28 protein-coding genes and 1 pseudogene are annotated in these 23,565 nt (G+C 34.1%); 24 read left to right on the plus strand and 5 right to left on the minus strand.

The genetic code is table 11. The features are described 5' to 3' along the window. Positions 1-19: 19 nt before the first annotated feature. Both ABH960_RS07300 and ABH960_RS07305 read left to right on the plus strand, forming a co-directional pair. Complete coding sequence (locus ABH960_RS07300; RefSeq protein WP_404444321.1) at positions 20-634, plus strand: alpha/beta hydrolase; 615 nt, start codon at positions 20-22, stop codon at positions 632-634. Positions 635-771: 137 nt separating this feature from the next. Beyond that, positions 772-1,566 carry a phosphotransferase gene (locus tag ABH960_RS07305; protein WP_219303316.1) on the plus strand — a complete coding sequence of 265 codons (795 nt, stop codon included), beginning with the start codon at positions 772-774 and terminating at the stop codon, positions 1,564-1,566. 114 nt (positions 1,567-1,680) lie between these two features. Here ABH960_RS07305 and ABH960_RS07310 read toward each other — a convergent pair whose 3' ends face one another. Further along, complete coding sequence (locus ABH960_RS07310) at positions 1,681-3,213, minus strand: BA3702 family sensor histidine kinase (protein ID WP_098167683.1); 1,533 nt, start codon at positions 3,211-3,213, stop codon at positions 1,681-1,683. A gap of 236 nt (positions 3,214-3,449) precedes the next feature. Between ABH960_RS07310 and ABH960_RS07315 the strand changes: the two genes are divergently transcribed. Continuing rightward, the gene (locus ABH960_RS07315; RefSeq protein ID WP_002087825.1) at positions 3,450-3,821 is read left to right on the plus strand and encodes a VOC family protein; all 372 of its coding nucleotides are present in this window, start codon (positions 3,450-3,452) and stop codon (positions 3,819-3,821) included. Positions 3,822-3,841: 20 nt separating this feature from the next. Here ABH960_RS07315 and ABH960_RS07320 read toward each other — a convergent pair whose 3' ends face one another. Continuing rightward, entirely contained in the window at positions 3,842-4,651 is an 810-nt protein-coding gene (locus ABH960_RS07320; protein WP_000251329.1) for a YitT family protein, read from the minus strand. 143 nt (positions 4,652-4,794) lie between these two features. Here ABH960_RS07320 and ABH960_RS07325 point away from each other — a divergent pair, with 143 nt between their 5' ends. The 12 genes from ABH960_RS07325 to ABH960_RS07380 all read left to right on the plus strand — a co-directional run bounded on the left by ABH960_RS07325 (position 4,795) and on the right by ABH960_RS07380 (position 13,059). Continuing rightward, entirely contained in the window at positions 4,795-5,598 is an 804-nt protein-coding gene (locus ABH960_RS07325) for a protein phosphatase 2C domain-containing protein (protein ID WP_404443964.1), read from the plus strand. Positions 5,599-5,613: 15 nt separating this feature from the next. After that, the gene (locus ABH960_RS07330) at positions 5,614-6,066 is read left to right on the plus strand and encodes a peptidoglycan recognition protein family protein (protein WP_404443967.1); all 453 of its coding nucleotides are present in this window, start codon (positions 5,614-5,616) and stop codon (positions 6,064-6,066) included. Positions 6,067-6,083: 17 nt separating this feature from the next. Next, a complete protein-coding gene (locus ABH960_RS07335) occupies positions 6,084-6,335 on the plus strand; it encodes a DUF2164 domain-containing protein (protein ID WP_002033529.1) in 252 nt (83 codons plus the stop codon). Positions 6,336-6,474: 139 nt separating this feature from the next. Continuing rightward, positions 6,475-6,777, plus strand: coding sequence for an urease subunit gamma (locus ABH960_RS07340; protein WP_001241327.1), 303 nt, complete (start codon positions 6,475-6,477; stop codon positions 6,775-6,777). Positions 6,778-6,791: 14 nt separating this feature from the next. Then, entirely contained in the window at positions 6,792-7,121 is a 330-nt protein-coding gene (locus ABH960_RS07345) for an urease subunit beta (protein ID WP_098167684.1), read from the plus strand. 1 nt (position 7,122) lies between these two features. Then, the gene (ureC, locus tag ABH960_RS07350) at positions 7,123-8,835 is read left to right on the plus strand and encodes an urease subunit alpha (RefSeq protein WP_002128526.1); all 1,713 of its coding nucleotides are present in this window, start codon (positions 7,123-7,125) and stop codon (positions 8,833-8,835) included. An 18-nt stretch (positions 8,836-8,853) separates the two neighbouring features. Further along, on the plus strand, positions 8,854-9,309 hold the full coding sequence (locus ABH960_RS07355) for an urease accessory protein UreE (protein ID WP_000582803.1): 456 nt from the start codon (positions 8,854-8,856) through the stop codon (positions 9,307-9,309). Continuing rightward, the gene (locus ABH960_RS07360) at positions 9,287-9,985 is read left to right on the plus strand and encodes an urease accessory protein UreF (RefSeq protein WP_404443973.1); all 699 of its coding nucleotides are present in this window, start codon (positions 9,287-9,289) and stop codon (positions 9,983-9,985) included. The genes ABH960_RS07355 and ABH960_RS07360 overlap by 23 nt, the downstream gene beginning before the upstream one ends. Before the next feature lie 14 nt (positions 9,986-9,999). Continuing rightward, on the plus strand, positions 10,000-10,617 hold the full coding sequence (gene ureG / locus ABH960_RS07365) for an urease accessory protein UreG (protein ID WP_000594929.1): 618 nt from the start codon (positions 10,000-10,002) through the stop codon (positions 10,615-10,617). Continuing rightward, a complete protein-coding gene (locus ABH960_RS07370) occupies positions 10,614-11,435 on the plus strand; it encodes an urease accessory protein UreD (protein WP_404444324.1) in 822 nt (273 codons plus the stop codon). Before ureG ends, ABH960_RS07370 begins: the two co-directional genes overlap by 4 nt. A gap of 18 nt (positions 11,436-11,453) precedes the next feature. Then, positions 11,454-12,086: an AmiS/UreI family transporter gene (locus ABH960_RS07375; protein ID WP_113936088.1), complete on the plus strand. Its 633-nt coding sequence runs from the start codon at positions 11,454-11,456 to the stop codon at positions 12,084-12,086. Further along, entirely contained in the window at positions 12,073-13,059 is a 987-nt protein-coding gene (locus ABH960_RS07380; protein WP_002128522.1) for a HoxN/HupN/NixA family nickel/cobalt transporter, read from the plus strand. Before ABH960_RS07375 ends, ABH960_RS07380 begins: the two co-directional genes overlap by 14 nt. An 87-nt stretch (positions 13,060-13,146) precedes the next feature. Here ABH960_RS07380 and ABH960_RS07385 read toward each other — a convergent pair whose 3' ends face one another. After that, positions 13,147-13,350 (minus strand): CsbD family protein, encoded by a 204-nt coding sequence (locus ABH960_RS07385; protein ID WP_002137730.1) that lies wholly within the window; start codon positions 13,348-13,350, stop codon positions 13,147-13,149. 171 nt (positions 13,351-13,521) lie between these two features. Continuing rightward, positions 13,522-14,334: a GNAT family N-acetyltransferase gene (locus ABH960_RS07390; protein ID WP_404443978.1), complete on the minus strand. Its 813-nt coding sequence runs from the start codon at positions 14,332-14,334 to the stop codon at positions 13,522-13,524. A gap of 152 nt (positions 14,335-14,486) precedes the next feature. Between ABH960_RS07390 and ABH960_RS07395 the strand changes: the two genes are divergently transcribed. The 9 genes and pseudogenes from ABH960_RS07395 to ABH960_RS07435 all read left to right on the plus strand — a co-directional run bounded on the left by ABH960_RS07395 (position 14,487) and on the right by ABH960_RS07435 (position 22,929). Beyond that, entirely contained in the window at positions 14,487-14,690 is a 204-nt protein-coding gene (locus ABH960_RS07395; RefSeq protein WP_002146302.1) for a hypothetical protein, read from the plus strand. After that, positions 14,687-15,247, plus strand: a pseudogene (locus tag ABH960_RS07400) (GNAT family N-acetyltransferase). Before ABH960_RS07395 ends, ABH960_RS07400 begins: the two are co-directional and overlap by 4 nt. 264 nt (positions 15,248-15,511) lie before the next feature. Then, on the plus strand, positions 15,512-16,300 hold the full coding sequence (locus tag ABH960_RS07405; RefSeq protein WP_002146304.1) for a helix-turn-helix domain-containing protein: 789 nt from the start codon (positions 15,512-15,514) through the stop codon (positions 16,298-16,300). Between the two features lie 58 nt (positions 16,301-16,358). Further along, a complete protein-coding gene (locus ABH960_RS07410) occupies positions 16,359-17,210 on the plus strand; it encodes an ABC transporter ATP-binding protein (RefSeq protein WP_098167687.1) in 852 nt (283 codons plus the stop codon). After that, a complete protein-coding gene (locus ABH960_RS07415) occupies positions 17,211-17,861 on the plus strand; it encodes an ABC-2 transporter permease (protein WP_002146309.1) in 651 nt (216 codons plus the stop codon). A gap of 136 nt (positions 17,862-17,997) precedes the next feature. Beyond that, a complete protein-coding gene (locus tag ABH960_RS07420) occupies positions 17,998-19,611 on the plus strand; it encodes a long-chain fatty acid--CoA ligase (RefSeq protein ID WP_404443983.1) in 1,614 nt (537 codons plus the stop codon). Positions 19,612-19,734: 123 nt separating this feature from the next. Further along, entirely contained in the window at positions 19,735-20,310 is a 576-nt protein-coding gene (locus tag ABH960_RS07425) for a biotin transporter BioY (protein ID WP_404443986.1), read from the plus strand. 65 nt (positions 20,311-20,375) lie between these two features. Further along, entirely contained in the window at positions 20,376-21,839 is a 1,464-nt protein-coding gene (locus tag ABH960_RS07430; RefSeq protein WP_404443989.1) for an acyl-CoA synthetase, read from the plus strand. After that, the gene (locus ABH960_RS07435; RefSeq protein ID WP_404443992.1) at positions 21,832-22,929 is read left to right on the plus strand and encodes an acetyl-CoA C-acyltransferase; all 1,098 of its coding nucleotides are present in this window, start codon (positions 21,832-21,834) and stop codon (positions 22,927-22,929) included. Before ABH960_RS07430 ends, ABH960_RS07435 begins: the two co-directional genes overlap by 8 nt. Before the next feature lie 8 nt (positions 22,930-22,937). On the opposite strand, the gene ABH960_RS07440 is transcribed toward ABH960_RS07435, so the two are convergent. Then, positions 22,938-23,519 (minus strand): DUF6434 domain-containing protein, encoded by a 582-nt coding sequence (locus ABH960_RS07440; RefSeq protein WP_404443995.1) that lies wholly within the window; start codon positions 23,517-23,519, stop codon positions 22,938-22,940. Positions 23,520-23,565 lie beyond the last annotated feature (46 nt).

The raw sequence follows: 23,565 nt of genomic DNA on the forward strand, positions 1-23,565 counted from the left end.
AAAGGGGAAAAGGAATATGATGAAACATGTTTTTCAAAAAGGAAAAGATACGTCAAAACCAGTGTTGTTATTGCTTCATGGTACAGGAGGAAATGAATTAGATTTATTACCGCTTGCAGAAAGAATTGATCGGGAAGCTTCTGTATTAAGTGTTCGTGGAAATGTATTAGAAAATGGGATGCCTCGTTTCTTCCGCCGATTAGCAGAAGGTATTTTTGATGAAGAGGATCTTGTTTTCCGTACGAAGGAATTAAATGAATTTTTAAATGAAGCAGCAAAAACATATGAATTTGATAGAGATAATATCGTAGCTGTTGGGTATTCAAATGGAGCAAATATTGCGGCGAGCTTATTATTCCATTACAAAAATGCATTAAAAGGTGCAGTCCTTCATCACCCCATGGTGCCTAGAAGAGGAATAGAATTACCTAATTTAGCAGAGAAATTCGTATTTATCGCTGCTGGAACAAATGATCCAATTTGTTCACCTTCTGAGTCAGAGGAATTGAAGATGCTATTAGAAAATGTAGATGCTAATGTAACAATGCATTGGGAAAATAGAGGACATCAATTAACGATGAATGAAGTAGAGAAGGCAACAGAATGGTATGAAAAAATATTTTCACATGTATAAATAGTAGACTAAATCGAGTGTAAAATCATAAAGATTTTATACTCGATTTTTTTGTTGCAATTTAAGGGGTTAAAAGAGAATAGGAAAGTTATGTTAAAATATAAAGAAAATGTAGAATAATGGAGGGGAAGTATTAGATGTCAAACTACGAAAAGGAAGAAATGCTAACGGGAGGGAATGTCTCAAACGTATATCGTTCGGAAGATACTGTTCGACGAGAATTAAAGCAAGGCAGTACCAAAATTCATAAGCTATTAAATCATTTGGAAAACAAAGGTTTTAGTTATGCACCAAAGTTTTTAGGTATTGATGATAAAGATAGAGAGATATTATCATTTATTGAAGGAGAAGCTGGTAATTATCCTTTAAAAAAGTATATGTGGTCTAATGATGTTTTAAAAGAAATAGCGAAGATGCTCCGTCTTTATCATGATGCTGTGAGTGATTTCCCGTTATCAGATGATTGGAAACCGATGGATAATACTCCAAATAAAATAGAGGTTGTATGCCATAATGATTTTGCAATATACAACATTATTTTTAATAACGAAAAGCCAGTAGGTATTATCGATTTTGATGTTGCTGGTCCTGGACCAAGACTTTGGGACATAGCCTATACTCTTTACACTTGTGTCCCATTAAGTAGAGTTTATTATAAGGAAACAGGTGAGGCAGTTTATTATAGTTCATTACAGCATGCAGACCGCATAAAGCAAAGAGTTAAATTGTTTTTTGAGTCCTATAAAAGTGATGGCATCGCCGAGGATTATTTGGAGATGGTACTTCTACGATTAGAAGGATTATGTAAATACATGAAAAGAAAAGCACTAGAAGGCGATATGAACTTCCAAAAGATGATAGATGAAGGGCATCTTGAACATTATGAAAATGATATTCAGTTTATTCGTAAACATGGAAAAGAGTGGATTTAATAAAATAAATCGTATACAAAAATAAAGCTCAGAGTCATATAGGGACTTTGAGCTTTTTAGTGTAGATGTTTTCCACAATAACTGAACTACTTATAATATCTTGTAGATGTATAGTTAAGAGTTTGTTACAGGATGAGCTGTAGCAATCGGTAATTGGATATCGACAGTTGTTCCTATGTTTAATTCACTGGAAATGAATAATTTCCCGTGATGCTCTTGAATGATTTTATAGCACATCATTAAGCCAAGGCCAGTTCCTTTTTCTTTCAAGCTATAAAAAGGTTCGCCAAGACGAGCCATGCGCTCTTCAGGAATCCCACAACCTTCATCCATAATGCGTATTGAAACAAAATCATTTTCTAACGAAGTTGTTTGAATGAAAATGTTACCACCATCAGGCATCGCCTCGATTGCATTTTTTAATATGTTAATCAAAACTTGTTTTAATTGATTACTGTCACATTGAATGTCAGAAATATAATCGAAATGATCCATGATGATATGAACGCTATGCATAATTGCTGTTGGTAAAATAAAAGTTACAACTTCTTCAATTAATGTTTGTACGTTGCATGTATGAATAGATAACACTTGTGGTTTAGACATCGCCATAAATTGGCTTGTTATAGATTCCATTTGTGAAATTTCACTCAACATAACGTCCACATACCATTTATTTTCCTCATTTATTTCTGGATGTAATAACGTTAAAAATCCTTTTAATGAAGTGAGCGGGTTTCTAATTTCATGGGCAATTCCAGCTGTCAGTTGTCCTACTACTGCAAGTTTTTCGGATTTCCGTAATAACTTTTCAGTTTCTTTTAGTTCGGTAACGTCTCTTCCCATCACTATAAGACCTTTGCGTGAGCCATCAGGATGGAAGAGTGGGACTTTTGAAATGCTTAAAACTAGGTCGAAATCATTTCTATGTATAATAAATTCCTCTCCGTGAAGAATTTGTCCTTTTTGCCATGTTAGTTCATCGACTTCTTCACAATGCAAAAAAGATTCGCGGTATGCTTCGTTATATTGAATGAGTTCATTATCTCTTTTTCCATGATAAGGAACGTTATGGAAATTGAAACAAGAAAGCGCATAGTCATTCGCTTCAAGCCAGCGTCCTTCATGATCCTTAAAAATAACAAATGCAGGCATTGAATTCATTAATGTGCGTAATCGTTTCTCACTCTCTTGTAATGCTTTCTCAATTCTTTCTGATTTTTCAAGGGGTTTCATAATGGCGTATACACCTGTTAAACGGTTTTTAACAAAAATAGGAACTAATTTTGTTACGACATCTAGTAAATATCCGTCTTTATGATAAATAGAGACTATATACTCTTTTTGATTGTCAGCTGCAGCATTTTTTATGTATTGTAGCACTTGATCAGAAATATGTGCTTCTAAAATAGAAGTGATTGTTTTCCGCTCTAATTCGTTAGAAGTATAACCTAATATTCTTTCCGCAGAGGGGTTAATATGTAAAATAACTCCTTCTAAATTCAATGAAATAATACTATCAGGGTTATGTTCAAAAAGAGATGCATACATTTCTGCTAAAGAACGATTTTGTATATGGTTTCGCAAGCGCTCCGATACGTTTGGGTGACGCTTTTTTTGAGTAGATGAATGTTTTTTACGACTCATAATATTTCCTCCGTACAACTAGCATCTAAAAAAGATGAATCTAGTACTAACTATAATATAGGTGCAATGTGTATTTCTATAAAAAATGGAAATTATATAATAAATTTTCTTTTTTATTTTTAGTGGAAGGTAAAAAAAGGTAGTAATAAGAGAATCTTATATTGCTTTATTAATATTTTCTAAGTTACATGAATGTATTTTCGTTATAACATTAGAATAGAAGAGGGGGAAGGAATATGAAAAATTATATTCAAGGAATTGATCATGTACAAGTAGCGGCGCCAGTAGGATGTGAAGAAGAAGCACGAGAATTTTATGGTAATAAAATTGGTATGGAGGAAATTCCAAAGCCGGAGGAATTAAAGAAGCGTGGTGGGTGTTGGTTTAAGTGTGGAAATCAAGAGATTCATATCGGAGTTGAGCAAAACTTTAATCCAGCTAAAAAAGCGCATCCAGCTTTTTATGTTTTGAAAATTAATGAATTTAAACAAGGGTTAATAAAGCAAGGTATTGAAGTAATAGATGATCATGCGCGACCAGATGTAATCAGATTTTACGTGTCAGATCCGTTTGGAAATCGAATTGAATTTATGGAAAATAAAAACTAGGTGGAGATCCATCTAGTTTTTTACACTTTTCTAAACAATCCTAATACTTCAACAGTCTCCGTAATATTAACGAATGCATGAGGATCAATTTCCGAAATCGTTAGTTTCATACTTGCTAATTCTTCACGTGAAACGACTGTCATAAGTACACGTTTTTTCTCGTTTGAATAAGCACCTTCACCATCAAGTAACGTAATTCCACGTACTACAGTTGAAAGAAGCTTTTTTTTCATTTCTTCCGCTTGATTTGTTACAATCATAAGTGTAACTTTACGATGTTTCGTATGAACGGCATCAATTACTTTACCAGTTACATAAATTGAAAGTAAGCTTGTAAGGGCAACATCCCAAGTGAAGAAAAATCCTGCAATGACAACAACAACAGTATTTAATGCAATAAGGAATCCACCAAGTTTAATATCTCGCTTACGAGATAACAACATACCGATAATATCAAATCCACCAGTCGAACCATGGCAGTTAAAGACAAGACCGATACCAGCTCCGGCGATGACACCGCCAAATACAGATGATAAAAGTGGATCTGTTGCTACGACTTTTACTGGAACATAGTATAATGCAACAGATAATACAATTACAGAAACAACCGTGTTAAAAATTACTTTTTTTCCAAGACCTATGTATCCTAAAATAAGGATAGGTAAGTTCAATACAAAGTTAATAATACCTGTGTTTACAGGGGTTACAATCCCTAAAATAATAGCAATTCCGCCAATTCCACTACTTAAAATTTTATGGGGGATAAGGAAAAGATTAAAGGCAATTGCGATAATAATAGAACCAAAAATAACACCAAGAAATCTGACCATCTCTTTCCCGTCCTTCACTAAATAATCATATTATTTCAAGATTATATATGAAATTGAAAGTTTTTGGGGAAAACAGTTTATTTCGGAAAATTAGATTAATCTAAATAGTTAGAGTGTTTGATAAATTGGGAGGGGATACAGATATGCAGATAACGACGTATCAACAGAAGAGTCCTTTAAAACAAGAGTGTGAGGATTCATTTTTTTGTAATGAAGATAAAATGATTTACGGTGTATGCGATGGAGCAACACCGTTAGTTCCATTTTGTGATGAAGAAGGACATAATGGAGCATACATCGCTTCACATTTATTTGCAAGTCATTTTACTTCGCTACGAGAGATCAATAGTTTACAAGATGAAGTTGCAAAGGCGAATGAATTATTGCAAAACAAGATGCTAGAGTACAAGGTTGATACGAGAAAAAAAGACCATCTGTGGTGTACATGTATTGCAGCAGTTCAAATAGAAGGCGATAAGCTTGAATATGCACAATTAGGTGATTGTATGATCGTTGCAATATTTCAGGATGGAGCGATAAGAGTATTAACGAAAGATACAGTTAAGGGAATTAGTAAACGCGCAAAAAAGAAGAGAGAAGAGGATCGTAAAAAAGGATTACCAGTCCCGGAAGAACATGTTTTTCAAGATGTTCGGGAGCAGTTGAAATACAACCGCTATCTTGCGAATGTGCCAAACGGTTACGCAGTTGCAAATGGGATGAAAGAAGCGATGACTTATTTACAACATGGGGAATTACATGTAGCTGATGTAAGTGGGATCTTTATTTGTTCGGACGGATTGTTCCATCCGGAGTGGTCGTTAGAACAAATTGTGATATATATAAGAAAGAATAGTATAAAAGAATATGTAGCAATCATTGAAAGGCTAGAAGGAGAAAATAGAATAAGACCGGATGATAAAACAATTATTATAATTGATTTTTAAGGGGAGGAAGTTCAAATGGAAATTAAATGTGTAAATTTAACATTTCAAAATGAATTAGTTCCTTTAGAGAAAGTAAATAAACTGATTGTCCACCATACGTCAGAAGATGGATGGGATGTGTATAAAACTCACGAATTTCATCAAAAGGTAAGAGGATGGAGCGGGATTGGTTACAATTATTTTATTGAAGAAGATGGAACTGTAGTCGAAGGGCGAGGTTTACATATTGGAGCACATGCGAAAGATAATAATAGTGACACAATTGGAATATGTATGACGGGAAATTTTGATAAATATGATCCAAATACTGCACAAATGAATTCATTATATTCTTTATGTAAAATGTTTATGAAGCAGTTTGCCATAGAGAAAGGAAATATACTCGGCCATAGGGAGTTAGAAGGGGTTACAAAAACTTGTCCAGGAAATCGCTTTTCTATGGTAGAGTTAAGAAAAGTATTATCTTAAATATAGAGGAGTAACGAATGATGATGAACATAAAAATAACGAATGATAAAAAAGAAGAGCTTGTAGCACAAATTCAGCAATTTTTCGTTGAAGAAGATTTAGATGAAATTGGACGCTTCCAAGCAGAACGTTTAATAGAAGAAATGATAAAGTTAGTAGGACCATTTGCATACAATCAAGCAATTGGAGATGCAAGAAAACTTGTAAGTGAGAAATTAACAAATATTGAAGAAGATTTGTATGTGTTAGAGAAGAATGAAGGGAAATAAAAAAAGACTAGAAATTCTAGTCTTTTTTTATTTGATTAGCAGAAAAAAACATGGAGAAAACACGGAAAGGACATTGGAAGTACATCTTTTATTTTTAGAATATTCTTAGTTTTAAAATACTTTAGAAAGGAAGATTGTAATGAGATTAACTCCAAGAGAAATTGATAAACTGCTGGTAGTTGTTGCTGCTGATTTAGCGTATCGACGAAAGGAGAGAGGGCTTAAGTTAAACTATCCAGAAAGTATCGCTATTATTACGTATGAAATTTTGGAAGGAGCAAGAGATGGTAAAAATGTAGCGGAATTAATGGAGCTTGGAAAAAATATTTTAAGTGCTGAAGATGTTATGGATGGTATTGCAGACATGATATCAGATATTCAAGTTGAGGCAACTTTTCCTGATGGAACAAAATTAGTAACTATTCATCAACCAATTCATTAAAGGAAGTGAATGTTATGATTCCAGGGCAATATATCCTTGCGAAAGAAGACATAGTATGTAATGGAAATAAAAAAGCAACGAAAGTTAAGGTGTTAAATCAGGGAGATAGGCCGATTCAAATTGGATCTCATTACCACTTTTATGAAGTGAATGAGGCGTTAAGGTTCAATCGTAGTGTAGCAATTGGACAACATTTAAATATTCCAGCGGGTACAGCGGTAAGATTCGAGCCTGGGGATGAAAAAACGATTGAATTAGTTCCATACTCAGGGAAGCAAGAAGTATATGGATTTAAAAATAAAGTGGATGGCGATATTCAATCTTACAAAAAAAGAGGGAGATAGCATGAGTTTTAAGATGTCACGTAAACAATATGCTGATTTATATGGTCCAACTACAGGAGATTCTATTCGTTTAGCGGATACACAATTATTCGCACATATTGATCGAAATTACACGGTATATGGTGATGAAGCTGTCTTTGGTGGAGGAAAATCAATTAGGGATGGTATGGGACAAAATTCGCAACTTACAAGGGAACAGGGTGTTGTGGATGTTGTTATTACGAATGCAATTATTATTGATTATACAGGAGTATATAAAGCGGATATTGGTATAAAAGATGGAAAGATTTCAGCAATTGGTAAGAGTGGTAATCCTTCAGTTATGGATAATATTGATATCATCATTGGAACATCAACGGAAGTAATTTCTGGTGAACGAAAAATCGTTACAGCTGGAGGTATTGATACACACGTGCATTTCATATCCCCACAACAAATTGATACAGCATTAGCTTCAGGTATAACAACTTTAATTGGGGGAGGAACAGGACCGGCAGAGGGTACTAAGGCAACTACAATAACGCCTGGATCTTGGAATTTAAGAAAAATGCTAGAGGCAGCAGAAGCTTTTCCTATAAATATTGGGTTTTTAGGGAAAGGAAATAGTTCAAGTTTACCTGCCCTGGAAGAACAAATATTTGCAGGAGCTATTGGATTAAAAATTCATGAAGATTGGGGAGCGACTTCTTCAGCAATTAATCACTCGTTACAGATTGCTGATAAATATGATATTCAAGTTGCTATTCATACTGATACGTTAAATGAATGTGGTTTTGTGGAAGAAACGATAAAGGCTATTGATAATCGTGTTATTCATACGTACCACACTGAAGGGGCTGGTGGTGGGCATGCACCAGATATTATAAAGATTGCTGCACTGAATAATATTTTACCTTCTTCAACGAACCCGACCTTGCCATATACAGTGAATACGTTGGATGAACATTTAGATATGCTCATGGTATGTCATCATTTAAAAGCAAATATTCCAGAAGATGTAATGTTTGCGGATTCAAGGATTCGAAAAGAAACAATTGCGGCAGAGGATATTTTGCAAGATTTAGGGGTTTTCAGCATGATTAGCTCTGACTCGCAGGCGATGGGAAGGGTTGGAGAGGTTATTATTCGCAATTGGCAAACCGCCGATAAAATGAAAAAGCAGATTGGTAGTTTAGAGGGAGATAAAGAGTATAACGATAATAATAGAATTCAACGCTATATAGCTAAGTATACAATTAATCCAGCTATTACACATGGGATTTCAGAATATGTCGGCTCTATTGAAGCTGGGAAATATGCAGACCTTGTAATATGGGATCCACAATTTTTCGGTGTTAAGCCAGATATGGTTTTGAAAAACGGGATGGTAGTGATGGCATTAATGGGAGACGAGAATGCTTCGATCCCCACACCACAACCATATTATGAAAAAAAGATGTTTGGTGCATATGGAAAAGCGGTACAGTCAAGTTCGATTACATTTGTATCTAAAGTAGCTTATGAGAATAATATTAAAGAAAAATTAGGTTTAAATAAAGTTGTATTACCTGTTAGAAATACGAGAGAGATTTCTAAGCAAGATATGAAGCTGAATAATGCAACACCAGAAATTGAAGTAGATCCGCAGACATATGAAGTTAAAGTTGATGGACAAGTTATTACGTGTGAAGCAGTAGATGTATTACCTATGGCTCAAAGATATTTTTTATTTTGATATAACGGAGGAGATAAAATGATTATTGAAAAAATTAATAACAACGTATGCAATATGAATGATTTTGCAAATACAAAAAAGCATCTTGATAGAATATTGATTTCTAGTGAGCTTTTACTAAAGAGGGTTCAGAAATTATATTCAGAATCTGGTTTTGAAATTGGGGTGTCTTTAGATAATGGAGAAACATTAAAGAACGGTGATATTTTATATGAAGATGAACATCGTATTGTATATATTGAAGTGTTACCAGAAGAGGTAATTGTAATTACTCCAACGTCAATAAAAGAAATGGGAATTATTGCGCATAACTTAGGAAATAGACATTTGCCAGCACAATTCGATGAAGGGTGTATGATTTTGGCGAACGACTACTTAGTAGAAGATTTACTCAAAAAGGAAGGTGTTCCTTATCAAAAAGAAAATAGAGTATTACCCAAACCGTTCAAGCATGCTTCACACAAACATATTTAACCTACTTAACCTACTCCAAATTAGTGATTCGAACTTCCCAACAGGAAGTTTTAGTCACTCTTTTGGATTAGAAACATTTATTCAAGAGGGACAAGTTACAAATAAAGGAGAATTTTTCAAATGGATTAATCGATATGTAAAAGTGCAATTAACACACACGGACGGCTTAATTTGCAAATATACTTACGAAGCCACTAAGAATAATGATGGAAAACAAATTACATTTTTAGATGATTTAATAACAGCACAAACATTGCCTTTTGAATGTAGAAGAGCAAATAGAATGATTAGTAAAAGTACTTCTAAACTATTGTGTGAACTGTTCTCATTTGCAAATTTAAATATATACAAAGAAGATGTTATGGGTAATAAATTACAAGGTCATCCGAGTATCGTATACGGAATATTAGGGGCGGAATTGAAAATGACAATAGAAGAAACGCTCTTAGTTTTCTTATATTCAAGTGTTGGAAGCATAATTCAAAATGGTGTGAGGGCCATTCCTCTTGGACAAACAGATGGTCAAAAACTATTACAAGAATGCCATGAATTGATCTGTGAATCTATTAATAGAATTCAAATACTTTCATTAGAGAATTTTGGATTGAATGATCCTGAATTCGAAATAAATCAAATGCAACATGAAGATGTAAATGTAAGAGTCTTCATGTCATAGGGAGGAAAAATAAAATGATAAAACCTATTAAAATTGGTATTGGTGGCCCCGTAGGTGCTGGGAAAACAATGTTAGTTGAAAAGTTAACAAAATATTTAAATACAGATTATGAAATTGCAGCAATTACAAACGATATTTATACGAAAGAAGATGCAAAGATTTTATTGAAAACGGGTGTTTTACCGGAAGATAGAATTATTGGTGTAGAGACAGGAGGGTGTCCACATACAGCAATTCGAGAGGATGCTTCTATGAATTTTGAAGCAATTGAAGAGCTCATGATTAGACATAGTAATTTAGATATTATTTTTATTGAAAGTGGGGGTGATAATTTAGCTGCCACATTTAGTCCAGAGCTAGTGGATTTTTCAATTTATATTATTGATGTAGCACAAGGAGAAAAGATTCCTCGTAAAGGTGGACAAGGAATGATCAAATCTGATGTATTTGTGATTAATAAAACGGATTTGGCACCTTATGTAGGGGCTGATCTTGGAGTTATGGAGCAGGATACGAAAAATTACCGACATAATAAACCATATTTTTTTACAAATTTGAAGGATGAGGAAGGCTTACAGGGATTAATAAATTGGATGCGACAAAACATCATGTTAGAAGGATTGAAGAAATGAAAGCCCCTACAGGTGTCTTAAACATTGATGTGATGGAAAAGAGACATAAAACGGTACCTATTAAGGTTTATCATAAAGATGCCTTAAAAGTAACGCAGCCAATATATTTGGACGATTATGGTAGAGCATATTACTATATCATGAATTCTGGTGGAGGTTATTTAAAAGGAGACTTTTATTCTATAAATATAAATGTTCATGAAGATGCGAAAACATATATAACAAGCCAATCAGCAACGAAAGTTTACAAGACTTCAAATAGTTATGCTTTGCAAGAATTGAATGTTTATATTGGTGAAAATGCTGTTATGGAGTATTTACCAGATCCGTTGATTATGTACAAGGATGCAGCATATAAACAAAAAACAAATATATATATGCAAAATAATTCTACATTGATTTTATGCGATTCAGTTACGCCTGGTTGGTCTCCAAATATGGAGAAGTTCACATACCAGTATTTTGATTCGCTAACAAAAGTATATATGGAAAACAAACTTGTAGTTTACGATCATCTATTGTTAAACCCTTTCAAAGAGTCGTTAGATCAAATGGGAATATTAAATCAATATTCCCATTATGGTACTTTCATGGTTATTAATGAGAACATTACAAATGATTTAATTGTAGCATTAAAAACTTCGCTTTCTAACACTAACAATATGAAGATTGGAATATCTTCTATGCCATGTAAAGGCTTTGTCATACGCATACTTAGTCATAATACAGAGGATATGGAGTCTATATTTTTTCAGTGTCATCGTTTTGTTAGAAAGAATTGTCTGCATGAAGAATTAACATCCTATCGAAAATATTAAGTAGGAGAAGGGGATACTATGACTAATGTGGGATTATTATTTGTCGGTGCAGTTCTATTTATGAATGCACTAGCAGCTTTTAAACTCATTGATAGCAAAAGTGTAGGGTACTTCAATTTATTTGTAGGGGCATTACAAACTTTGACACCACTATATTTATTATTTACAGGAAGTCAATCTAATGAGTGGACTATCCTATCTAATGGAACTATTTTTTTATTTGGTTTTACTTATTTATATGTTGGCCTTACGAATATATTAGAACTTGATTCTTCAGGTGTAGGCTACTATTCTCTTTGGGTTGCTATTATTGCAACGGTTATGGGAATAGCGAATCAATTACATGAGAGTGGAAGTCTACAAAGTACAATAATTTGGTTCTTTTGGGCGTTCCTTTGGTTTTTATTTTTCTTGCAAGATGGGTTGAAAAAGAAGATTCATATTTATGTAGGGATTGTTTGCTTCATTGAATCTTGGATTACTGCAACGATACCAGCCCTGTTAACACTTACAAATAATACAGGCATGTTAAATGATTTTGTAATTATTTTAGTGACTATTATAACGATTGTAGTTTTTATTATGGCACTTTTCTTTTTCAAGAGTATTCAATCTAAAGTAGAAAGGGTTAGTAACTATGTGGAAAAGTGAACTGAAAAAAGCAACTAATTTTTTTGTTATTATTATATTTCTTCATGTGCTTGGAATTCTCTTATTATTACCTGCACTGTATAAAGGCAATAGCATAATTGGAATGGCTATTATTGCATATTCTTTAGGATTGCGTCATGCGTTTGATAGTGATCATATTGTCGCAATTGATAATACTGTTCGGAAATTAATTGAAAAAGGTAAAAACTCACAGGGGGTGGGGTTTTACTTCTCATTAGGACACTCTACTGTAGTATTTGTGATGATCGTATTAATTGCTTTAATTGGAAAAACAGCAAAACATGGAATGGAGAGTTTTTCTACTATAGGCGGTATTATCGGCACAATTGTTTCTAGTACATTTCTTATTATTATTGGGCTTACCAATCTGTTGTACCTTATTAAAGTGTTACGAAGCCAAGAGGATAAGCAACCAGAAAACTTAGGATTTATATATCGTTTCACGCAGCGCTTATTTAGGTTTATTGATAGTCAAAAGCAATTGTATATGATCGGTTTTTTATTTGGGCTTGGTTTTGATACAGCAAGTGAAATCGGATTAATTGCTCTTTCTACAGTAACTGCAACAAGTCAATCTATCCCGCTTGTAAGTATATTTGCTTTTCCCATTTTGTTTGCTGCAGGAATGTCGTTGATGGATACATTAGATAGTACATTCATGAATACGAATTATAAGTGGGCAATGGAAAATAGTCGAATTAGAAATTCATATAACGTATTAATTACCTCAATATCTGTTATAACGGCTTTTTTAATAGGGGGTTATCAACTATTATCTTTACTTATTGAAAGCTATAATTTACAGGGACCGTTTTGGAATCTCATTCAGGTAGTTAATTTTGATTATTTGGGTATATGTCTTGTTGTATTCTTTATTATTTCTCTTATTGTTTTCGCTGTATGGAATAGAAATGCATTTAAAGAACCACTTACAAAGAGTATAGAGAAATAAAAATATACCGTATGATATTTGGTTAATTATGTATATAAGCTGAACTAAAAAACACGTCAGATGAAAATGCATCTAACGTGTTTTTTATTATTTATGTTCCTTATATTCATGTGCTTTTTCTTTTATATTACCAACCGTATCTTTAGCAGTGCCTTTCACCTTATCCCATTTTCCCTCGGCTTGTAATTTTTTATTGTCAGTTACTTTCCCGACAACTTCCTTTACTTCACCCTTTACCTTATCAATGGCACCTTCTACTTTTTCTTTTAAACCATGATCATGTTTAGTCATACATTTCTCCTCCTTGTAGTTTGAGTAGAATTCTCTTTTCATATTGCAAGTTGAATGATGTATCTGGTAATAGCGTAACAAATTTAGTTTGAATATTCAAACGAGTAACAGGATAGAAAGGTAATTGTCATAAAATGTATACATTCGTAATGGAAAGAAAAAGAAAGTTAATTATATGTCTTTCGCAGTCCATATTGATTTTGTATAAGCAATTTTCATATGCGCACGTTCCATATTATTTTGACTGCCGCTACCGAATCTTGCTTGTCCAACTATTAAATTACAATTGGATTCAAGAGCGGTCTCAATTCGTTTTTGAATTAATACGGTATGACAACCTTTACGTTGAAATTCTGGCAAAGTAGCAGAAGCAGCTAATGAAGCAACACCTTTATTTATATAAAGTACCCCTATACTAGCAGGAGTGTTTTGAACTTCGGCTATGAAAAAATGCCATCCTGGTTTATTGTAAAGAATTTCATTATTTTGACGAACACCATTTTTTGTAAAGGACGGCATATTAAATCTACGTATATAAATATCTGCAAAAGTATGAAACTCATTTTCTTTCAGTTTGCGTACTGAAATGTTAGAAGGGGGAAGCGGAAAATCTTGTCCCGGTATACTATATAAAGCGGTATGGAAGCTAGATTGATAAAAACCTTTTTTAGATAAGTATTGAAATAGTTCATCTGTACCTTGCGCTGGTGTAATTTCAAAACGACAAGGGATTTGTAGCGATTCATAATAAGAGATGATTTCATCTATCGCATCTGTATTTGTATATGTAATGCCTTTTACCGTATTAAAAGCAGGACCAGCAATTACTTTTGATGAAAAGGCAGTAGCACTCCCGAATTTTTTCATTTGTATTTGCATTGGATTTCCGCTCATCGCTTGCAGTGCCGCTAATCTAGAAGAGAGCATATCTATTTCTGCGTTTTCAATTTCTTGTGCTGCATTGAATGTCATAATAGTACTCATAAGATTCCTCCGTCAATTAATATAGTTCATAGTACATATACGATTTTTGTTCTGAGATTCCTGTTGAAATGTAAGAGAATAAGAGGTTTTTTGGAAGGGAAATGGAAGTGAACTGTCGAAGGGAGTAGAAACAGATTAAAGGTGGTGCTCTCATGAAACAGAAAGACGTGCAGACATGCTCTCATTGCGGTTCTCATAACATAGGAGAAGGTGAGTTTATCGGTTATGCACAAATACGGAAAAAGGAGACGATGTTCACATCTTCACCAGTGGATGCTTATATTTGTACAGATTGCGGGAATATCCTTTTATTAAAGGTACGGAATTATGAAAAGTTTAAACAGAAGCCGTTATGATTGTTGAGAAGTGGTCATATCCAGCGTTGTATACGAAACGTCTTATATTAAGGGAAATTAATATGAGTGATATTTTACATATATCCGAGTATGCTTCGGATAATAAATTAACAACTTATACTGTATGAGATGAACATCGATCGTTAAATGGTACGAAAAAGTTTATTTATGAAATCATGGAACGATATGAGAAAGAAAAAGTCGCTCCTCTTGGAATAGTATTAAAAGAGAAGCAGAAACTCATAGGGACATGTGGATTTATAAGTTATGATTCAACTATACATAAATCGGAAATTGCATACACCTTGTCGCGAAAATATTGGGGGAAAGGACTAGCTACCGAAGCGGCGTTAGCTTTTTTTAGTTATGGATTTAATGAGTTACATCTTAATAGCATCGAAGCGGGATGTAATTCAGAAAATGAAGCAACTGAAAGACTAATGAAACGTTTAAATATGGAGTATGAGTGTACGATTCAAAATGATTTGTTTGTAAAAGGTAAATATCGTGATACGAAAAGGTATTGTATATCCCGAGAAAGATATAGGAATAAATGAAATATGTCATAACGAAAACTCCTTTAAATGAATAAGGGAGTTTTTTATTTCTATAACAATAATTACCTTTAATCGTTATAATTGGTTATTGAGAGGGGTTGTTTTATTAACGCCATAATCATAGAAGAAAAACAGCTAAAACGTATACAAAACCGCCATATAACATAATCGCAACCGTAAGTTGACAAAGTGCAACCGCAGGAAGATAGAGATAGGGGCAATGTTTACATACAATTTAGTTAAGAAAACAAGGGGGACACACATATGGGATTTGGTGAGAAACTTTTTAAATTAAGAAAGGAAAAAGGCCTTTCTCAAGAAGCATTAGCTGAGAAATTAAACACGACAAGGCAAGCGGTTAGTAAATGGGAAAACGGTCAAGGTTTTCCAGAAACTGAAAAGCTAATAATGATTGGAAATGTATTTGAAGTATCGCTTGATTACTTATTAAAAGAAACTGCTGAGCAAAGTAATGAAAAGGAACATGGTTATTATGTAAGTAAGGAAATGGCAGAAGGGTATATAGTATATGGGCAAAAAATTTCTAAATATATCGCATTAGGGTTTAGTTTGCTTATTTTATCTACAATACCGTATTTATTATTCAAAGAAGATCCAACAATGTCTACATTCCTTATCATTATTATTGCTGTCCTTGGAATTGGAGCGATTATGGTACCTGTAACGATAGAAGAGAGTCGATACAATGTATTGAAAAAGGAAGAACTACTATTTGATCCAAACTTTTTAAAAGAATTGACAAAAAGATATGCGACTATTAAAAAGAAATATGCTGCAGTAGTAATTGTTGGACTTTGTTTCATAGCAGCGGGTGCAATACCATTTTTGTTTGAGAAAAAGCATATCACTTCAGGAGAGTTAGTACAGTATTATCCTTACTGTGTGGTTCTTATTGCAATTGGTTTTTATCTTTTTGTTAGTGTTTTAGGAGTGTTAGAAACGTACAGAATTTTAGCGGAAAATAAAGAATATAGCAATCGTTTTATCTTTAAACTAAAAAAGAAAGTGAGAGAAAAAGTGGATAATTTTTAATAGGAGAAAACGTGTTTTAATTCGTTTTTTTATTAAAAGCTAAGATAGGAGTGGAATGATGTCAAACCTTTTAGAAATTGAAAATTTGAGTAAATCATTTGGAAACAAAGTTGTTTTAAGAGATGTATCATTCAGTGTGCCGTCTGGATCAATTGTTGGATTTATTGGTGATAATGGAGCAGGTAAATCAACAACATTTAAAACAGTACTACAATTAATTTCTAAAGATAGCGGTACAGTAAAAATATTTGGTGAAGAAAATATAAATAAACATGCCAAGATTAAGGAAAAGATTGGAGTCGTATTTGATGCTATGAATCTACCGGCTCATCTTACAATAAAACAACTAAATAAGGTTTTTGAAAAGATGTTTGAATCTTGGGACATAGAAAATTTTTATCGATTAGTTCATTCTTTCTCTTTACCTACTGATGAAAAAGTAGGTGAATTCTCACGTGGGATGTCAATGAAACTATCCATAGCTGTTGCATTGTCGCATAATGCAAAATTATTAATCCTAGATGAAGCGACGGGAGGTCTTGATCCTTCATCTAGGGAGGGCGTGTTAGAGGAATTAAAAAGTTTTGTGAGTAAAAGTAATGGTGGTATATTACTTTCTTCTCATATTATGAGTGATGTAGAAAAAATAGCTAGCCACCTTATCATTATAAAAGATGGAGAAATTTTATTGAATGAAGAAAAAGATAAGGTTTTGGACAGTTACGCCATTGTAGATGTTGATGTGGAACAACTAACTTTAATCAACAAAGATATAGTTGTGGCAAAGAGGAACCATGGTTCTTATTTCAATGTACTCGTATCAGATGTATATAAATTACCAAGTGGGATTGCTCATAGAACCATCTCGATAGAAGAAATGAGTGTCTTATTAACGAGGAGTGAAAAATAAATGAGAGGTTTATTATTGACAAACTATTACCTAGTGTATCGAACTTTCTTTATGTTCATGGGAATAGCGATATTGGGAGCGGGATTCGTGTTTTATTTTGGTGATGCTTCAATGTACCGTTTAATTGCTACGTTCATTATCTTATTTGCTGCGATTCCTGCACTTGAAGTTATTAAATATGAGAGTAAGTCGGGTTATGAAAAGTATGTACTTACTTTACCGGTTACTAGAAGTAATATTGTGCAAAGTCACTATTTTTTCTATTTTTTAGTTGTAATTATTGGTACCTTATTATCTTATGGCGTATTTTATGTATATGGTTTAGTTTCAGATACACCAATTGATGATGGTATATTCAAGAGTGTTTCTTTAGGGACTTTCATCATTCTTAATGCCGGAGCAATAGCCTATCCACTCCTCTATATTTTTGGAGCAGAAAAATCTGATGCTATTACAATTGGAGGCGCATGCGGGGGACTTGTTACTTATTTTGGATTACAAAGTGTAATTGGCTATCTAATAGAACAATTTCCAATATCAAATTTAAATTCATCTGTATACATTTCAATTCTATATACAATATTTGGCGTTATCCTATATATCTTTTCTTTTTTTATTTCGGTATTTATATATCGTAAGAAGGAATTTTAATAGATTCTCTCCTAGTATTTTCTGAATTATTTCCAAAGAAATAATTCAGAAAATACAGAAAAAATATCGTAATTTTTTGTAGAAGTCTGTTATAATGAACGAAATGAAAACGCTTTAAAGGGAGGATGTAAACAATATGATGATGAATGTACCTCTAACGATTAGTTCTATGATGGAAAGGGCAGAAAAACTATTCCCAAAGAAAGAAATCATTTCACGGACGCATGATACAGTTACGACCTTAACGTATAAGCAGCTAGGGGAAAGGACACGAAGGCTTTCCAGTGCGTTAAAAAAGCTTGGGATTAAAGAAGGCGAGCGCATAGGAACGTTAGCATGGAATCATCATCGACATGTGGAAGCATATTTTGCTATTCCAGGTATTGCTTCCGTTTTACACACAATTAATATTCGTTTATCTCCTCAACATATTTCATACATTATTCAACATGCAGAAGATCGAATTTTACTTATTGATGAAGATCTCGTACCACTTGTTGAAAATATTCAATCACAATTATCAACCGTACAAGCCTACATTATTATGACTGATAAAGACGAACTTCCAAAAACTACACTGCAGCCTGTATATCATTATGAAAAGCTATTAGAAGAAGGCGATTCCAATTTCCAATTTGTAAAAGATATTGATGAAAATACACCTGCTGGTATGTGTTATACGTCAGCGACTACAGGGAATCCAAAAGGTGTTGTTTATACACATCGTAGTACAGTTCTGCACTGTATGGCACTTGGTTTAGCAGATACGACAGCTTTATCAGAAAGTGATGCGGCAATGGCTATTGTACCAATGTTTCATGTGAATGCTTGGGGACTTCCTTTTGCAGCCACTTGGTTTGGAACTAAACAAGTTCTTCCAGGACCGATGTTTACTCCGAAAATTTTATTAGAAATGATTCAAGCTGAAAAAGTAACGATAGCAGCAGGTGTGCCGACAATTTGGCTCGGTGTATTACAAGAGTTAGAAAATAATAGTTACGATTTATCTAGTATAACGAGAATATTATGCGGTGGTGCTGCTGCACCGAAAAGCGTTATTAAAGCATTTGAGCAAAAATATAATGTTCCTTTCGTACATGCATATGGTATGACTGAAACAAGCCCGCTCGTAACACTTGCACGTTTAAAAAGTTATGAAACAGAATTATCATATGAAGAGCAATTAGAAATCCGCTCAAAACAAGGATATCTTGTCCCTGGTGTAGAGATGAAAGTAGTCGGTACAAACGGTGAAGTGAAGTGGGATGGTACTGAGATGGGAGAGTTATGTTTAAGAGCACCTTGGATCGCTGAAAGCTATTATAACGATGATCGTACTGTCGAAGGATTCCGAGACGGTTGGTTATATACTGGTGATGTTGTTACAGTTGATGAGGAAGGCTGCGTGAAAATTGTTGATCGTACGAAAGATGTTATTAAAAGCGGAGGAGAATGGATTTCTTCAGTGGATCTTGAAAATGCTTTAATGGCACATGATGCTATATTTGAAGCGGCTGTCGTTGCAATTCCACACCCGCAGTGGCAAGAGCGTCCAGTTGCCTGCGTTGTTCAAAAGAAAAATAGTACTGTTACAAAAGAAGAACTATATGAATTTTTAAAACCACAGTTTGCGAAGTGGTGGTTACCAGACGATATTGTATTTATGGAAGAAATACCGAAAACATCTGTTGGGAAGTTTTTAAAACAGGCACTTCGAAAAGAACTTGAGCATTTGCATAAAGAGAAATAACCGAATTTTTATTTGTAAACTTATTTTTAATCACGGTTGACAAACTTCGAAGGGAAAGATAATATAACTCCTATAATATGTTATCTAAAATCTAATTTAAGTTTACAAATAGGAGAAGCAAATATGAATACAAAAAACTTAGTTTTCGTCGCTTTATTTAGTTCTATTATGGGAGTGTTAGGGTTAATACCTCCAATTGCTCTTGCTATTACACCAGTTCCAATTACATTACAATCACTCGGTGTTATGCTTGCTGGTGGGTTGTTAGGCTCACGGCTCGGTGCGTTAAGTCAGCTTATTTTCTTACTTATAGTTGGAGTTGGAGCACCATTACTTGCAGGTGGACGCGGGGGGCCTGGCGTATTTGTTGGGCCAAGTGCAGGATATTTACTTGGTTATATTGCAGGAGCATTTGTAATTGGTTATTTAATTGAACGTTTACGTGAAGTTTCTATTATAAAAGTATTATGTATTAATATAATTGGTGGTATTTTCGTAGTTTATGTATTTGGTATCATTGTACAAGCTTTCGTAATGGGTATTTCCGTATGGGAAACGATGAAAGTGAGTGTTGTATTTTTACCAGGTGATTGCATAAAAGCGATTATAGCAGCAGTTCTCGTGACAAGATTACATCGCTCATTGAAACATATTATTACGCCTGCTTTGAAGAATAAAAAAATTACAAATGTAGGATAAGAAAAAGGAGAAACACGTTACGTGCGTGTTTCTTTTTATTATTTTGTAAAGAAAGGATGTCTAATATGGGGATTACAAAAGAATACAAAAAATATGCCTCTTTACAACCGAATAAAATAGCGATTAAAGAAAATGATAGAGTGTTAACCTATAAAGATTGGTACGATTCAGTTTGTAAAGTAGCAAACTGGTTGAATGAAAAAGAATCGAAGAATAAAACAGTAGTAATTGTATTAGAAAATTGTACTGAGTTTTTACAAATATTTGCGGGTTCCGCAATGGCTGGATGGGTTTGTGTGCCGCTAGATATAAAATGGAAACGAGATGAACTTAAAGAAAGAATAGCGATTAGTAAACCGGATATTATTGTGGCGGAGCAGTATAGGCTTAGTGATATATCCTGCGAAGAAGGAAGGGTTATTGAGATTGAAGAATGGAAAGAAATGATTGAGAACTATCTTCCTACATATCATCCTGTAGAAAATGTACAAAACGCTTCTTTTTATATGGGATTTACATCAGGATCGACTGGAAAAGCAAAAGCATTTTTACGTGCTCAACAGTCATGGGTACATAGTTTTGATTGCAATGTACATGATTTTTATATGAAAAATACAGATTCTATTTTAATAGCTGGGACGCTTGTTCATTCTTTATTCTTATATGGAGCAATAAGTGCCTTATATTTGGGACAAACGGTACATATAATGAGAAAGTTTGTACCAGTTCAAGTGCTATCTAGTATAAAGATAGAGAATATTTCTGTAATGTATACAGTCCCTACAATGCTTGAGTCATTGTATAAAGAAAATAAAGTAATTGAAAGTGAAATGAAAATTATTTCATCAGGAGCGAAATGGGAAGCTGAAGCAAAAGAAAAGATGAAAAATGTGTTTCCTTATGCAAAAAGATATGAGTTTTATGGTGCGTCTGAGCTAAGCTTTGTAACGGCATTGGTCGATGCAGAGAGTGAAAGGAAACCGAATTCAGTAGGGAAACCTTGTCATAATGTACAAGTTCGAATATATAATGAAGCAGGAGAAGGAGTACAAGCAGGCGAGGTAGGAACTGTTTATGTAAAAAGTGATCAGTTTTTTATGGGCTATGTATCGAATGGAGCTATAATCCCGCAATTGTCCAAGGGTGGTTGGATGACAGTGCAGGATGTGGGCTACCAAGATGAAGAAGGCTTTATATATATTGTTGGTAGAGAGAAGAACATGATTTTATTTGGAGGAATCAATATTTATCCAGAAGAGATAGAAAGTTTGCTATATACGCATCCAGCTGTTGAAGAAATTGTTGTTGTCGGTATAAAAGATAGTTATTGGGGTGAAAAACCTGTCGCTATCGTAAAAGGAAGTGCTACGAAGCAACAATTAAAGAGCTTTTGCCTACAACAATTATCCTCTTTTAAAATACCGAAAGAATGGCATTTTGTAGATGACATCCCTTATACAAGTAGCGGGAAAATAGCTCGCAATGCAGCAAAAAGTATCATTGGAAATCAGGAGAAGATATATGAATAGAGCGGTTATTGTAGAAGCGAAAAGAACGCCTATTGGCAAGAAGAATGGGATGTTGAAAGATTATGAAGTTCAGCAATTACTAGCGCCGCTTCTTATGTTTCTAAGTAAAGGGATTGAGAGAGAAATAGATGATGTCATCTTAGGAAATGTCGTTGGACCAGGAGGGAATATCGCAAGGTTGTCTGCTTTAGAAGCAGGGCTCAGTTATCATATACCTGGTGTAACGATTGATCGGCAATGCGGTGCTGGATTAGAAGCAATTCGCACTGCATGTCATCTTATTCAAGGTGGGGCTGGCAATTGCTATATCGCTGGGGGAGTAGAGAGTACAAGTACGTCACCTTTTCAAAATAGAGCGCGGTTTTCGCCTGAAACAATTGGGGATCCGGATATGGGATTAGCGGCTGAGTATGTTGCAGAGCAGTATAACATAACGAAAGAGATGCAAGATGAATATGCTTGTCTTAGCTATAAAAGAACGCTGCAAGCATTAAAAAAAGGATATATACAAGAAGAGATATTACCTCATTATTTTAATGGATTATTAGATGAATCTATTAAGCGAGAAATGAATTATGAAAGAATGATTAAGAGAACGAAACCTGTATTTTTACAAAATGGAACGGTAACAGCAGGGAATTCGTGTAGTGTAAATGACGGGGCATGTGCTGTTCTTGTAATGGAAGAGGCGCAAGCCCAAAAATTAGGATACAAGCCTGTTCTTCGTTTCGTTCGTAGTGCTGTAGTTGGAGTGGATCCGAATCTTCCGGGAACTGGTCCGATATTTGCCGTGCAAAAACTACTTAGAGAAATGGATTTAGTGATAGAAGATATTGATTGTATTGAGATGAATGAAGCGTTCGCTGCTAAAGTTGTTGCATGTGCGCAAACGTTACAAATCCCGTATGAAAAATTAAATGTAAATGGCGGTGCAATTGCACTTGGTCATCCGTACGGTGCGTCTGGAGCTATGCTTGTAACGCGCTTGTTTTATCAGGCGCAAAGAGAACGTATGAAACATGGAATTGTGACATTAGGAATTGGTGGGGGAATTGGGCTTGCTCTATTATTTGAGAAAGTAGAAAACTAGCAAGATAACTAGTTTTCTATTTTTTCAGAAATATAGGCGTTGTTACCAGGTTTTGCTTTTATTTTGTTCCAAGCAGCGATAGCATCAGCTTTTGATTTTCCTTTGTTATTTGGATCTTCGAAAAAGTCGCGAGTAAAGCGATTGTATTCAAACTGTGTACCGATAGTTGTTTTATAGGATGGTTCTTTTTTACGTTCGTTTTCTTCGTACCAAAACGTTATCGCGTCTTCATATGTTTTTCCAATATTCTCTTTAAAAAACTTTTGAAGAGCTACTGTAAAGCGAAAGTTTGCTCCAATTTTTTCTTTGAAAAAAGCACGCACATCTTCACTACAGCGTTGATTTTCAGTAATAATTGTTTGAAGAGAAAGATCTTTATAAGAGAGGGAAGCTTTACTTACCTTTTGATGAGAACAGTTTTTTAATATTTTACCTGTAGTTAAATAATGTGAGATACGCCCGCTTATTTCAATCTTAGAGCCACTAGCTGGTAAATCATGCTCACGACAAAATGTTTGCAGTTCTGTTTTTAACCAATAATAGTTTTGGAAATCTTCAAGAGATATAGACTTTGTTAAAGGTGGGCGCATGCATATAACAACTTCTTTCTTCCATAATTTTCTTTAATTATAAAAC

The sequence above is a fragment of the Bacillus sp. RC252 genome (genome assembly GCF_044909215.1).
GTDB classification, from domain to species: Bacteria; Bacillota; Bacilli; order Bacillales; family Bacillaceae_G; genus Bacillus_A; species Bacillus_A mycoides.